The organism is Trichococcus palustris (assembly GCF_900114465.1).
Taxonomy (GTDB): domain Bacteria; phylum Bacillota; class Bacilli; order Lactobacillales; family Aerococcaceae; genus Trichococcus; species Trichococcus palustris.
This window is the reverse complement of sequence record NZ_FOTD01000003.1, coordinates 142,667-157,466: the sequence shown is the minus strand read 5'-3', so window position 1 is coordinate 157,466 and position 14,800 is coordinate 142,667. Positions and strand designations below refer to the sequence as shown.

At 45.4% G+C, this 14,800-nt stretch carries 13 protein-coding genes; all 13 read right to left on the bottom strand.

The window, feature by feature from the left end; translation table 11 throughout:
- Window positions 1–14: 14 nt before the first annotated feature.
- Window positions 15–404 (bottom strand): YlbF family regulator, encoded by a 390-nt coding sequence (locus BM101_RS03270; protein WP_087030709.1) that lies wholly within the window; start codon window positions 402–404, stop codon window positions 15–17.
- The gene (locus BM101_RS03265; protein ID WP_087030706.1) at window positions 401–1,207 is read right to left on the bottom strand and encodes a TIGR00282 family metallophosphoesterase; all 807 of its coding nucleotides are present in this window, start codon (window positions 1,205–1,207) and stop codon (window positions 401–403) included. Before BM101_RS03265 ends, BM101_RS03270 begins: the two co-directional genes overlap by 4 nt.
- A gap of 148 nt (window positions 1,208–1,355) precedes the next feature.
- Window positions 1,356–2,915, bottom strand: a complete 1,560-nt coding sequence (gene rny / locus BM101_RS03260; RefSeq protein WP_087030703.1) for a ribonuclease Y — start codon at window positions 2,913–2,915, stop codon at window positions 1,356–1,358.
- A 381-nt stretch (window positions 2,916–3,296) separates the two neighbouring features.
- Entirely contained in the window at window positions 3,297–4,376 is a 1,080-nt protein-coding gene (recA, locus tag BM101_RS03255; RefSeq protein ID WP_245825580.1) for a recombinase RecA, read from the bottom strand.
- A 113-nt stretch (window positions 4,377–4,489) separates the two neighbouring features.
- Window positions 4,490–5,737: a competence/damage-inducible protein A gene (locus tag BM101_RS03250; RefSeq protein ID WP_087030700.1), complete on the bottom strand. Its 1,248-nt coding sequence runs from the start codon at window positions 5,735–5,737 to the stop codon at window positions 4,490–4,492.
- A gap of 152 nt (window positions 5,738–5,889) precedes the next feature.
- The gene (gene pgsA, locus BM101_RS03245; RefSeq protein ID WP_087030697.1) at window positions 5,890–6,468 is read right to left on the bottom strand and encodes a CDP-diacylglycerol--glycerol-3-phosphate 3-phosphatidyltransferase; all 579 of its coding nucleotides are present in this window, start codon (window positions 6,466–6,468) and stop codon (window positions 5,890–5,892) included.
- Between the two features lie 31 nt (window positions 6,469–6,499).
- Entirely contained in the window at window positions 6,500–7,366 is an 867-nt protein-coding gene (locus BM101_RS03240) for a helix-turn-helix domain-containing protein (protein ID WP_087030694.1), read from the bottom strand.
- An 85-nt stretch (window positions 7,367–7,451) separates the two neighbouring features.
- Entirely contained in the window at window positions 7,452–8,177 is a 726-nt protein-coding gene (ymfI, locus tag BM101_RS03235) for an elongation factor P 5-aminopentanone reductase (protein WP_087030691.1), read from the bottom strand.
- Window position 8,178: 1 nt separating this feature from the next.
- A complete protein-coding gene (gene yfmH / locus BM101_RS03230) occupies window positions 8,179–9,474 on the bottom strand; it encodes an EF-P 5-aminopentanol modification-associated protein YfmH (protein ID WP_087030688.1) in 1,296 nt (431 codons plus the stop codon).
- Window positions 9,467–10,735: an EF-P 5-aminopentanol modification-associated protein YfmF gene (gene yfmF, locus BM101_RS03225; RefSeq protein WP_087030685.1), complete on the bottom strand. Its 1,269-nt coding sequence runs from the start codon at window positions 10,733–10,735 to the stop codon at window positions 9,467–9,469. The genes yfmH and yfmF overlap by 8 nt, the downstream gene beginning before the upstream one ends.
- 223 nt (window positions 10,736–10,958) lie before the next feature.
- The gene (locus BM101_RS03220; RefSeq protein WP_087030683.1) at window positions 10,959–11,918 is read right to left on the bottom strand and encodes an ABC transporter permease; all 960 of its coding nucleotides are present in this window, start codon (window positions 11,916–11,918) and stop codon (window positions 10,959–10,961) included.
- A 1-nt stretch (window position 11,919) separates the two neighbouring features.
- Window positions 11,920–12,993, bottom strand: coding sequence for an ABC transporter permease (locus BM101_RS03215; protein ID WP_087030680.1), 1,074 nt, complete (start codon window positions 12,991–12,993; stop codon window positions 11,920–11,922).
- A complete protein-coding gene (locus BM101_RS03210; protein WP_087030677.1) occupies window positions 12,986–14,560 on the bottom strand; it encodes an ABC transporter ATP-binding protein in 1,575 nt (524 codons plus the stop codon). Before BM101_RS03210 ends, BM101_RS03215 begins: the two co-directional genes overlap by 8 nt.
- Between the last annotated feature and the right edge of the window lie 240 nt (window positions 14,561–14,800).

Genomic DNA, 14,800 nt, shown 5'->3' with positions numbered 1-14,800 from the left:
TCACCTCAACTGTATTACTTATTTGATCCGGTATCTTCTTTATTGGTGACTGCATCGACCTCATTCTGGATGATGACGACGGTGTTCTCAAGGATTTCATTGGCATCCCATAGCGCATCGCGATATTGTTGTACCGTGATGTTCTCTTTTAACTGCCTGTTTAACGCCGCCAACTCATCAGCAATTTTTTTTGCGGCTAGCGGTTTGGCGTAATATTCGAACGCGGCGGCTTCTTTTTGTTTCTTTTTGATGTCTTCCACCAATTTCTCAAGGGTGCTGTTTTGAGCAACAACTTTTTCCATCCTTTGATAGCGCAGGATGGTCTCATGCCCTTTGAGCAGCTCGATCATCTTGTCCAATTCTTCGTTGACGATGGGTTCTTTTATATTTTGCTGTTCGTTCAATGGAATCCTCCTCCGAAAGGTCGATCATCATTGATGACAATATTTTCAATTTTCGTGCATTTCCCTGTTTGGTCATTTATTTCAAAAAAACAGCCCGATAATAATTTTCTGCCTTTATCCGGAATCTCATGGCGGACAGGCAATTGCGTCAGAAATTTCTGGATGATGATGTCTCTGTCCACCCCCAGAATGCTGTCATAGGGGCCGGTCATGCCCGCATCCGTCAGATAGCCTGTCCCATTCGGTAAAATGCGGGCATCGTTCGTCTGCACATGCGTATGCGTCCCTACCACAGCAGAGACACGGCCATCCAAATACCAACCCATCGCTTGTTTCTCGCTTGTCGTTTCCGCATGGAAATCCACAAAGATGCAATTGGTCTCTTTTTCAATTTCTGCCAACAGTTCGTCCGCTTTTCTGAAAGGATCATCCAAGGTATTCATGAACACACGGCCTTGAAGATTCATGACCGCCAGTTTCAATTGGTTCACTTTGATGATGGTATAGCCGATTCCCGGCGTTCCTTCCGGGAAATTGGCAGGGCGGATCATTTTGTTTGCCGTCTTGATAAAATCGAATATCTCGCGGTTGTCCCACGTGTGATTTCCCATCGTCAGGACATCGACACCATTCTGCAGAAATTCTTTATATATTTTCTCGGTGATCCCTCTGCCGCCTGCGGCGTTTTCCCCGTTCACTATCGTCACCTGCGGCCGATAATGTTTTTTTAATTGCGGCAACGTCTCCTTCAACATCTCTCTGCCTATCGAACCCACAACATCGCCAATAAATAATACCTTCATTTTTACCCTCTTCTCTCATTGCTTGTCAATCTATATTAACAATATTTTCTTTATTTGCATAGGCAATCGCCCAACTGTCCTAAGATTCGACCGGGATCCCTGGACGGAAAAATTAAAAAACGGGACAAGTGAATGTCCCGTTTGACTTTTATTTAGCGTATTCAATTACTCTGGTTTCGCGTATAACCGTAACTTTGATGTGTCCCGGATAATCTAATTCTTCTTCGATTTTCTTTCTAATTTCACGAGCTACACGTATAGCTTGAGAATCGTCAATTTGATCGGGTTTAACCATTACGCGGATTTCTCTACCCGCTTGAATAGCAAAACTGCTTGCTACACCTTCGAAACTGTTGGATATACCTTCCAGTTTTTCTAAACGACGGATGTAGTTTTCAAGTGACTCACTTCTTGCGCCCGGACGAGCTGCAGACAAAGCATCAGCAGAAGCAACTAAGACAGAAATAACTGAATTAGCTTCTACATCACCATGGTGAGAGGCAATCGCATTGATAACAACTGGATTTTCTTTATATTTTTGAGCAATCTCTGCACCGATTTCGACGTGGGATCCTTCGATTTCATGATCGAGAGCTTTCCCGATGTCATGCAATAATCCGGCACGTTTAGCTAGATTGATGTCTTCTCCCAGTTCGCCGGCCATCACTCCGCAGAGTTTAGCGACTTCGATACTGTGATTCAATACATTTTGTCCATAGCTGGTACGGAAATGTAGACGCCCTAAAATTTTGATCAAATCAGGATGAAGAGAATGGATGCCTACCTCAAAAGTGGCTTGTTCTCCGATTTCTCTTATGCGTTCATCCATGTCCTTGCGAGCTTTTTCGACTGCTTCTTCAATTCTCGCAGGATGGATACGACCATCTTGAATTAGTTTTTCCAATGCCATCTTCGCAATTTCTCTTCTGATAGGATCAAATCCGCTCAATACGACTGCTTCAGGGGTATCATCAATGATCAGGTCAATCCCTGTCAACGTTTCTAAAGTACGAATGTTTCTTCCTTCACGGCCGATGATTCGGCCCTTCATGTCATCATTTGGTAAAATAACAACCGATACTGTGGCTTCCGAAACCAAGTCGGCTGCACTTCGTTGAATGGCTTGCAGAATGATGTTTTTCGCATTGCGATCGGCTTCATCCTTTGCTTTTTGGTCGGAATCTTTGATCATTACCGCAATTTCATGCGACAATTGATTTTCCGTCTCGTGCATAATGATGTTTTTCGCATCATCGCGAGATAAAGTGGCGATTCTTTCCAGCTCAAGTTGTTGTTCTTCTACCAATGTATGGATTCGTTTTTCTTCAGAAACTAAAGCATTTTGTCGTTTTACAAGATTATCCTCTTTTGACTCGATAGATTGCTCACGTTTAGCTAAACTGACATCTTTCCTATCCAAATTTTCTTCTCTTTGGATTAATCGATTTTCTTGTTTAAGAACCTCGTTCCGTCTGTCGCGTAATTCTTCTTCGATTGCAGAACGATATTTATGGTTCTCATCCTTCGCTTCTAACATAACTTCTTTTTTCATGGTTTCTGCTTCTTTTCTAGCATCATCAAGAATTTGAGAAGCGGTGTTTCTAGCGCCAGCTAATTCTTTTTCGTGATTCGATTTTCGATAAAAATATCCGATAACGACACCAACAATTAAAGCTATGATAGCGAAGGCTAAAGTCCATATATCCATAGTTTCACCTCCGTATCTATTTAATTTTGTCGTTAAAAAAAATTAATGAATGAAAATTAATTTTGCAATGTGTACAAATCAGACCATACACATAATTTCATTCTAAACGTAGACCGCTGACATGTCAACGATAAAACGGTAACATTTCCAAAATATATGAATATATGTTGCAAAAACAACATGCTTCTGCTTTAAACCCACTCCACCCGGAAGCCGGTCCACTTAGCCCCATTTTTATTTTCCTTTGGAAGAGGAAAGCAAAAATGCACTGAGGCGGGCATGAATGTCCCCACCTCAGTGCATTTCAGGAAAATCGCAGCGTTAGATGCTTCGCTTGCCGCATGGTCCTTGCGTTTTTATCTGACGCTGCATGTTCAATCTTTATTCGTCCAGCAAGTCGATGGATCCTTCCAGCAGATCTTCAGGTTTCAATGGTTTTGCTTTCTCATCTACCGCCACGTGTTCGCCGATTCCATATTCGTTGCGGACCAATTGTTCGATTTCGGCGCGCATTTCAGGATGGTCGCGCAGGAATTGTTTGGCATTTTCGCGTCCTTGGCCGATTCTTTCCCCTTTATAGGAGTACCATGCGCCGCTTTTATTGACGATATCACGTTCTGAAGCCATATCGACCAGTTCCCCGACTTGCGAGATGCCTTCGCCGTACATGATGTCCACTTCGGCAACTTTAAATGGAGGGGCAACTTTATTTTTCACGACTTTTATTTTTGTGCGGTTCCCCATGACGTCCGTACCGCTTTTGATTTGTTCCGCTCTTCTTACTTCCAGACGGATGGTCGCATAGAATTTAAGCGCTCTTCCCCCTGGAGTTGTTTCCGGGTTACCAAACATGATGCCGATTTTTTCGCGGACTTGGTTGATGAAGATGACGATTGTTTTCGTCTTGTTGATGGAGCCGGATAATTTACGCAAAGCTTGGGACATCAAACGTGCTTGCAAACCCATGTGGGAATCACCCATCTCGCCTTCAATTTCGGCGCGGGGCACTAATGCCGCTACTGAATCGACGATGACGATATCGACGGCACCGGATGAAACCAAAGCGTCCGCAATTTCTAGACCTTGTTCGCCCGTATCAGGTTGAGACAACAGCAATTCATCGATGTTTACACCCAATGCTGCAGCATATTTCGGATCCAATGCATGCTCGGCATCAATAAATGCAGCGATGCCGCCTTGTTTTTGCACTTCGGCAATAGCGTGGAGAGCAACCGTCGTTTTACCGGAAGACTCTGGTCCGTACACTTCGATGATTCTTCCGCGAGGGTACCCGCCAACGCCCAACGCAACATCCAGCGCCAATGAACCGCTCGGTACAGTTGAAATGCGGGTGTCGATCTTTTCACCCAATTTCATGACCGCCCCTTTACCGTAGTTTCTTTCTATTTTTTTCAACGCCTCATCCAAGGCTTTTTGTCTATTATCATTCACATTCGCCATTAATTATTTCCTCCAAGCTTCTGTTTGCATTCTTTTACTCTACCTCGTTATACTATCCTTTTCTGAATCAAAAAGCAAGAATAAAGTGAACGGATGTTCGATTCGTTTTATGCCTAACCTTCACTGAGCAGAGCTCTGCGGGTCATATCGAATCCTTGCATGACCGCCTGTTCCCTGTTCCCCAACCGGTTTCGGGAAAAATGGAATTCTTTTGCAATCGTTTCTTCGCCCTTTCGGCTCAAGCCTATCCAGACAGTACCTGCGGGATGATTTTCCAATGGATCCGGGCCAGCTGCACCGGTGAACGAAATGGCCAAATCCGTTTCGAATACGCTGCGAGCGTGGTCCGCCATCGCTTTGGCACATTCCGGGCTGACCATGCCAAAGCCTTTTAACACCTCATCCGGAACACCCAAAACCCTCCGTTTGATGTCCTCTTGATAAGAGACGATACCGCCGGCGAATACTTCACTGATACCCGGCACTTTTACCAATTCCGCCTGAAAAAGTCCTCCAGTCAAGCTTTCCGCTGCACTGATGGATACCTTTTTTGTCAGCAAAAGATCGCCCACCACTTGAACAAGGCTGTTCTCGCTGCCCTCACCGTAATAGTATTCCCCTGCCAACGCTAATATTTCATCTGTTTTCGCTCGCACCAGCGCTTCGCATTCTCCCTGCGAAGCGGCGTTCGCGGTAACCCGCAAGGTCACTTCATATTTGCCCGCATAAGGAGCAATCGTAGGATTGGTTTGATTTTCGATCAGGTCTTCCAACAGTGTCGTCAAAGTTGATTCCCCTATCCCGAAAAAGCGCAACGTTTTCGAGAGGATGATTTGCTTATGCTCATAATTGGCAGAAAGAAACGGCCTTACAAAATGCACGAACATGGTCTCCAATTCTTTCGGTGGTCCCGGCAAAAGAAGATACCCTTTCCCGTTTTTTTCTATAAAGGTTCCCAAAGCTTGGCCGTTGATGTTTTTGAATACAACCCCATTCTCAAAAATCAATGCTTGCCTTTCGTTGTTCTTGGTCATGATCCGACCCGATTTAGAGAACCATTGGCGGATATGCTCCAACCCTTCTTCCTGAATCACCAATCGCTCGCCCAAGTATTCCGCAACGGTCTGCTTGGTGATGTCATCTTGCGTCGGGCCCAATCCGCCGGTAAAAATCAACAAGTTGCTCCTGGATTCGGCAATTTTGATCACTTCTTTAAGCTTATTGGCGTTATCGCCGACGACGGTCTGAAAATATGCATCAATCCCCAAACCGGTCAGTTCTTTGGCGATAAACGCCGCATCAGAGTTGACGATCTGCCCCATCAGCAATTCCGTTCCGACCGAAATTATTTCTGCGTTCATAATATCCCTCACCTCTATAATATATGCATTGCATCTGAATGCCATTTTTTATGAAAAAAAAAAAGAAGAAGGCAATGAACAAAAGAATGTTCCCCACTCTTTTGCATTGGAAAGCGCTGGGCACTTTCCGCCTTTCTTCTTCATCAAAAAAACTACATAGACCCTACAAAAACATGTTTGTTTTTAACAAAATAGTCCACTCCGGAATAGATGGTAAAAATCAAACAGATATAGACCATGATATCATCGACCGGTATGCCCGTCGCTTGGAACGGAAAATTATCGATGAACAATAAGATAATGGCTACCATTTGTGTGGCCGTCTTAATTTTCCCTGGCCACGCTGCCGCCATCACTTCCCCTTCCTTGACCAACAGAAGTCGTAACCCCGTGACAGCCAATTCACGGCTGATAATGACGCTGACAATCCAAGAAGGCACCAGTCCTTGCCCGACTAAAACAATGAAGGCTGTCGCAACCAACATTTTATCCGCTAAGGGATCAGCGAATTTTCCGAAATTAGTCACTAAGCCATCTCTCCTCGCGATTTGGCCATCCAACCAATCCGTAAAACTTGCAATGGCAAAGATGATGGCCCCGACTAATTGGGTGATTGCAATCTCTGAACCTGCCAGAGACAAAGTGCCCCATCCAAAAGGGATCACCGTTACAATCAAAAACAAAGGAATCATGAAGATTCGTAAAACCGTCAATTTATTAGGTAAATTCAATTTAATATTGCCCCTTCTATTTGCATCTGACTTACTCTGCATTTTTAATACTGAATAGCAATGTCTGCGTCGTAACTGCTTGATAATTTTCCGGCATCGTAACAACCGTTCCATTCAAGTCAATGACCGTAGCAGGCAGATACCCAGATACCACTTCAATTTCCGTAGCATTTTGCGGCAAATCGACGCTGAAGGATTTCCCGCTGGCAACGATACCTGAATTTTGTACAATCCCATTTACGCTGATGCTGATCCAGGCATCGCCCATCTCATTGGCTGAAACCGTAAATTTAGCCGGAAACTTCATATTTCCGACGTTGTATTGCGCGGTTTCGCCATCCGAAGACACCAGTGCAATGGTTTGTGGTTTTTTTTCGACAACCGCACTCGGCTCTGCCGTTGCGCTTTCGCTGGTACTTTGGGACATGCTCACCGTTTGACTCACATTTGACGCGACATCAATTTGGGTATTCTCATTCCCTTGATTCAGGGTAGCATTCCAAATAACGGCGACAATCGCCACGACCAACACACCCAAAAGGATAGTCGGCATATTATGTTGCATGGTCTCGCTGTAATCAAAATTTGTTTTCCTGGCTGCTTTTTTCAAATTCGTACGGCTTGGCGCAAAAGATGGCGTCTCTTCCACTTTGTTCATATGTATTTCAGGCAGCACGCTCGAATGTTCTTCCAGCAACCGATCCCCGTCTAAACCGACTGTATCGGCATACTGTTTTATGAATGCCCGCACATAAAAGTTGCCCGGCATAATGTCAAAATTGCCTTCTTCAATAGCAATCAAATATCGCTTTTGGATTTTGGTCGTTTGCTGTAAGTCATCCAACGTGTAACCCTTAGAGATTCTAGCTTCCTTCAGAATTTCTCCAATTTGAACCATTTCATCACCTGCCTTCACTTCACTTTTTCAAAGTTACCAGAAGTATTATATCATAATTTTTTGCGGCAATGCGCATAATCTCTATTTATTTCAGCCAGCCACCTGTCACATAGATGGCTTGTCCAGTCAGATAGCTGCTTTCCGTTTTCAGCAACTGGGCAACCCAAAAGCTGACTTCCGCAGGATTCCCCAATCTGCCGACAGGGATTTCATCCATCAACTCCGCCTTCTCTTCACCTGTCAGATGCTCATTCATTTTGGTGTCGATCGCCCCGGGGCAAACAGCATTAACGGTAACCCCCGTATAAGCCACCTCTTTGCTGTAGGCTTTCACAAAAGCGATCTGCGCCCCTTTGACGGTGCTGTAAAGAACCTCCAAGCCGCTGCCGACTGCTCCATAGACGGAGCTGATGAACACGATGCGCCCATTTTCCGAACGGCTGATTTTATCCTGAAACGCTTGGATGATCAATATCGGCATCTTTACGTGCATTCCCCATAGATCATCCATTTCCCTTGAATGGACATGCTGCAGCAACCCGTATTCGGTTGTACCATGCGCAAACACGATGGCCTGCAGCGAGAAAATTTGCGCTGCGATTTTTTCCATCTCCGCTTCATCCGTCAAGTTCATTTGCAAGGGATAAAATTCCTGCTGCGGATAAGCCCGCAGCAGTTCCTGGATAAGTTTTTCCACTTTTTCCTGATTGGCGAAATAGTGCAGATAGAGGGACCAACCATCCGCGGCTAAATCCCTCGCGATGGCTGAGCCGATATCCCCGGATGCCCCTGTCAACAATGCGGCCTTCAAACTATTTCACCTTCTTCGGAACGATGACATACGTGCTCATCCTTTTTTCGTCGATGTAGCTCTCAGCAAAACGGCTGATATCCTCCATCGTTATTTTTTCGATGATCGGGACAATTTCAAAGAGTTCTGCCCCCGAAAAAATCATGGAGCTATAATGGTTGGCGATGTATTCCAAGGAATTGAACGCCTGCAGTTGTTCGCCGATCATGCTTCTCTTCAGCAACTCCAGTTTTTCGGAAGTCAGATTGCCGTCCGATTGCCAGTTCAAGAGAATGTGTTTGATTTTTTCTTCCAATACTTTTGGTTCAGCGGTATCCGACTCGATTGCCATGAAATGGAATGAGCGGTCAAAACTGAACGAATAGCCATAGCTGTCATCGATCAGTCCGCTGTCATAGAGCGCGATGAAATTCTTCGAGCCTCTGCCGAACAGCAACTCCAACAACAGATTCCCCTCGATTTTGAATTTTTCCGCTTCATTTCCGGTTAACCCCAGCTCCATGCCTTTTACACCGAGCATGACCTTCGGACGCAATACATCCATTTCCGTTTCTTTATAGGCAATGATGTCTGCAGCCAACTCCTCAGGCAGCCTGCGCAGGATCTGTTTGGCGGGCAAGAATTGCTTGCTGCCCTGGTTGTCTTTGATGAGCGCACTCATTTCTTCGACCTCAAAATGACCGATGAGAAGGAGGTTCATATTGGACGGATGATAAAAAGTATCATAGCAGGTTTGCAGCAGTTCCGGCGTGATCGCTTGGATGCTTTCGACGGTACCCGCAATATCCACCGAGAGCGGATGTTGCGGATACAGGTTCCTTAATAACCCATAGAATAGCTGCCATCCCGGATTGTCGTCATACATCCGGATTTCTTGCGAAATGATGCCTTTTTCCTTTTCGGTGCCTTCCGGCGTAAAATGCGGATCCTGCACAAAATCAAGCAGGCTGGTTGTGTTTTCTTTTATGTTATCCGTAGCCGAAAACAGGTAACTGGTGCGGGTGAACGATGTGAAGGCATTCGCTGAAGCGCCGTATTTCGCGAAGTCTTCGAATGCATCATGTTCTTCCCCTTCAAACAGTTTATGTTCCAGGAAATGGGCAATCCCATCCGGGATCTTTATTTCTTCATCCCCATTGATCGGTACGAACTGATTGTCGATCGAGCCGAAATTCGTCGTAAAAATGCCATAGGTCTTTGAATAATTCATTTTTGGGATAAGGATGACCGTCAAGCCATTCTCCAACACCTCAGTGTAAACCGTTTCGTTCAGAGCTTCGTAATATACTTTATTCATCTGCAGCATCGCCTTTCAAGAAAAATACAGCCTGTAATATCATTTTATTCGCAACTTCGATGATTTGTTCCTTCGTCACGGCTTTGAGAGCGGAAATCCATTCCTCTTGGGATAATGCTTGCCCTACAATCAACAAATCTTGATATTGCTTAGCCAAACTTCTGCTTTGGTAATCATCGTTTTGTTTATAATGATTGATCAGCATATTTTGGGTCTGTACGATCAATTCATCCGAAAAATCTCCGGCTTGCATATCGGCCAGCTGAGCCAATACGATTTCTTCCACTTGGTCCCGCTTTTCGAATTCGATACCGGTCCCGACGATCATGACGCCCCTCAGAAAGTCCAGGGCGCTTGAAGCTGTATAGGCCAGACTCTCTTTTTCCCTGACATTCTGGAATAGTTTGGAATGCGGAAATCCGCCGAACAGCCCATCGAATACCAAACCCGCAAAATAATGTTCATTCATATAGAAGACAGGGGATGAGAAGCCGAAAAATAATTTCCCTTGGTTGACATCCTGTTCTTCGCTTTCGGAAGCCGCTGACGGCGTTGTTGCACGCAAATAGAATACGTCTTTCGCTACAGGTTTTCTCGGAGTATGGCCCTGCTGCTCGAGGATATGCAGGACCCGTTCGGCAGAAATGTCACCAGAAACCAAAATGTCGATTTGGTTGGTATCGATCATTTCCAGATAACGTTGGTACAGGCTCTCAGGAGTGATCGCCTCCAGAAAAATCTCATCACCAATCCCTTGATAGGCTTGATCCGTGCCCGCAAACAGCAGCTGATTCAAACGCGAACGGGAGTAAGCCGACTTATCTTCGATAAGGGACTCAAAATAGTTTTTCAGGTTTTCCTTTTCCCTCAGAAAAGTCTTCTCATGGAAGGCGCCATTTTCTGCATTCGGATGATAAATGATGTCATGAAGAAACCCGAATGATTCTTCAAGCAGCGTGTCATCCCCGCCGATGAATTTGTCGTTCACGATAGTCAAGCTCATTGTTACCACATGCTGCTTACCGAACCTTTGCGATTGCGTATTTAAAGACGCTCCGTAGAGGCTGGCCATCTTTAAGTCCATCTCATTTTGCGTCGGATAGTCTTTGCTGTTTGTTTCAAGCATATTATTCAATAATGAACGCTCCGTTGCCGATTTGGCGTCGAACTGTGTTCTGAATTTGTATTGAATCATGACTGTCTTGTATTTATCCGATGGTTCGATATAGACCGTCACACCTGGTTGAATAGTATATTGCATCCATTTCACGTCCTGTATTCTGATTTATTTGCCGATAATTTAAAACTATACTCCATGTGCACTCTTTTTTCAATTAACCTAGCCCTGACAAGCACGCTATTTTCCCTTATCAGCGGAAATAATGTCATATATCTAAAAAGAAGCCCGGACCTTCGTCCCGGCTTCTTTTTCTTTCACTGCAATTTCAAGATAGCATACGTCCTGGGGTCTGTTTCTTTAAAGGCTATTTTGATTTGATATAGGTTGTCCCGTTCGCTGCCGGACCTTGCGATTTGCCGATGAAGCCCACCAAAACGATGATTGTGATGATATAGGGCGCAATCTGCAGATAAACTGACGGTATATTTTGGATGATCGGAATGTAGCTTCCGATAACCCCTAAGCTTTGTGCAAATCCGAAGAAAATGGCTGCTCCCATCACGCCTACCGGATTCCATTTGCCGAAGATCATGGCTGCCATCGCGATGAATCCTTGTCCGGCGATGGTCGATCCCGAGAAATTCAAGCTGATCGATTGGGAAACAACAGCCCCGCCGACGCCGCCTAAGAAGCCGGAAATCAAAACACCTGCATAGCGCATGGCGTATACATTGATGCCCAAAGTATCCGCCGCTTGCGGGTGCTCACCCACCGAGCGGAGACGCAAGCCGAAAGTTGTCTTGAAAATGATCAAGTAACATACGACTGCCGTCAGGATCGCCACATAAGCCGGCGCTGATGTATTCGTAAAGAATATTTTACCGATGACCGGTATATCCTTCAGAATAGGGAAACTGGTTTTGCCGAAATTTTGTACGACAAAAGCTGTCTGCCCTTTGCCTTCGTAAAGGACTTTCGTCAAGAAGACCGCCAAAGCCGGTGCAAGCATGTTCATTACCGTACCGGAAACGATGTGGTTCGCCCTTAGGTTAACCGTGGCTATGGCGTGGATGATCGAGAATAAGATTCCCACCACTCCCGCAACCAATAAGGCGATCCATGGCGTCATTTTCCCCAGGTTGTCTGCATTACTTAAATTGAAGACGATGGCAGCGAATGCGCCCATCACCATGGTACCTTCCAGACCGACATTGACGATACCGCCGCGTTCCGAAAAGGTGCCGCCCAAGCCGGTGAAGATCAAGGGAGCCGAATAAATCAATGCGGATGATACGATAATCGAAAGGATTGAGATCATGTCCATCTTATACCGCCTCCTTCTTGTTCATTTTAGAGATTTTCGTTAATAAAAGACGGATGATATAGCTGGCGCCTACAAAGAAGATGATGGAAGCAATCACAATATCCACAATCTCGACCGGAACACCGGACATCAATGGCATGCTGGTTCCGCCTATTTTCAATGTACTGAACAGGAGTGAAGCAAACAAAATGCCCAGCGGACTTCCGCTGCCCAACAGGGCTACCGCCATACCATCAAAACCGACGGCTGGCATCGCTCCTTGCACAAACATGTTTTGGAAATTCCCTAGTCCTTCCATCGCCCCACCAAGACCAGCAAGTCCTCCACTGATCAACATAGCTAAAATGATGTTTTTCTTCGCGTTCATCCCTGCATAATCAGCTGCATCGGGATTCAACCCGACAGAACGGAATTCAAAGCCATAGGTTGTTTTCTTCATCAGTATCCAAACAACGAAAATCATGAACAAGGCGATGAAAATCCCGGCATGCAACGTTGAGTTCCTCGTCAACTCGGACAGAAACGGGATCCGCAAGCTGGCGTTCTCCGTGATCCTGGCAGTGGCATCTCCTGAATCCGTCAATACATTTCTGACGATATGGTTATTTATGTATAAGGCTGTATGATTCAACATGATTGTCACAATAACCTCGCTGGTATTGAAATAGGCTCTCAAAACACCGGCGATGCCTGCCCACAAGGCTCCTGCAACCACACCGGCCAGAATGCATAAAGGCAATAAAACAAATTTTGGTAAATCCGGGAAAAACTGCGCCATACTTATGGATGCCAACCAACCAAAAAGGGTTTGACCAGCGACACCGATGTTGAAGAAACCGGCTGTGTTCGCCACCGCAAAGCCTAACGCCACCAAGATCAACGGTGTTGCTTCCCTCAATAACTCACCGATATAAAACGGCGATCCGAACGCCCCTTTCAGCATGGCGGAATACCCCGCTACTGCATCATAGCCAAAAGACCACATGACGATTGCGCCGATTAACAGACCCAACAATACGGAAAATAATGGAATCAGGATCGATTGGATACGTGAGTCCCCCTGTTGATTACTCATGGCTGCTTACCCCCTCTTCTCTGCTTTTTTCCAATTCTGCCCTGGCTTTTCCAAGCGAAGAGCCAGCCATCAACAAACCCAGCTCCTGTTCAGAGGTATCTTCAGGTCTTACTTGTGCAACAATCCGGCCTTCATACATGACCGCGATGATATCCGAAAGGTTCAGAATTTCGTCCAGTTCAAAACTCATCAACAGAACGGCTTTATCATGATCGCGTTGTTCAATGAGACGTTTGTGGATGAACTCGATCGCACCTACATCGAGTCCCCTTGTCGGTTGTGCTGCAATCAACAGCGACGGATCCCGATCCACTTCACGGGCAATGATGGCTTTCTGCTGGTTCCCGCCGGATAATGATCCCGCAAGTGATTTTTCACTTTGTGTGCGGACATCGAATTCCTTGATGAGTTCCAAGGCATGGTTCGCGATTGCCGTTTCGTCCAAGAAACCATTTCGGCTGAAAGGTTCATGATAGTAAGATTGGAGCGCGATATTTTCATCCAGTCGCATCGGCAAGATAAGACCGAAACGCTGTCTGTCTTCAGGAATATGCCCCAAACCGGACTCGGTAATTTTTCTTGGAGCAAGATTTGTAATCTCTTCCCCGTTCAACTTGATTGTTCCGCTTTCGACTTTCCTCAATCCGGTGATGGCTTGGATGAGTTCGCTTTGCCCATTTCCGTCTATCCCTGCGATTCCGACGATTTCGCCGGCCCGAACCGTTAGATTCAGGCCGCGGACCGCTTCCAGCCCTCTGCTTTCCTTCACCGTTACATTCTCGATTTCCAAAACAGCTTGTTTCGGTTCCGCAGCTTTTTTCTCGGTTCGGAACAGCACCGATCGACCCACCATCATATCGGCCAACTCCTGTTGGGAAGTTTCTTTGACGTTTACAGTACCGATGCTCTTGCCTTTGCGGATAACGGTGCAGCGATCGGCAACGGCTTTGATTTCGTCCAGTTTATGGGTAATCAGAATGATCGATTTGCCCTCTTTTGTCATCTCCTTGAGAATGGACATCAATTCTTCGATTTCTTGAGGGGTCAATACTGCCGTCGGTTCATCAAAAATTAAAATGTCGGCACCCCGATACAAGGTTTTCAATATTTCGACACGTTGCTGCATCCCCACGGTAATATCTTCCACTTTAGCGGAAGGATCCACTGCCAAATGATATTTGTTCGACAGACCCTCAATGACGCTTTTTGCAGCCTTCCTATTCAAGATCCCCCATTTGCTGGGCTCACTGCCTAAAATGATATTTTCGGTTACCGTGAAGTCTTTGACCAACATAAAATGCTGATGAACCATTCCGATTCCAAGTTTATCGGCTATTCCCGGAGAACTTATCCTCACTTCTTGCCCGTTCACTTTGATGGTGCCGCTGGTCGGTTCCAACAATCCTGAGAGGATGTTCATCAAGGTAGATTTCCCGGCGCCATTTTCACCCAATAACGCATGAATTTCGCCCTTTTTCAAACTGAGATAGATGTCATCATTCGCTTTATAACTTCCGAAAGCTTTTGTAACACCACGCATCTCAATGACATAGTTTTCTTCTGTCATGTTGACTCCACTCCTTACCAATATTTGAAGCATGAATTTCATCATGCAGTAATGAGAAACGATACAGTACAAGTACGTTATAACGTTATTTCATTCCTATTATAAAGTATTTCCAATATCCTATCCACTTTTCTTTATCACCGCTGCAAAACATTTGTTTACACAAATGAAAAAAGCTTTGTTGATAACTTGTTTTTTTTAAACATAGCTTGCATTTCTCATTTGAGACTGAACTGCACC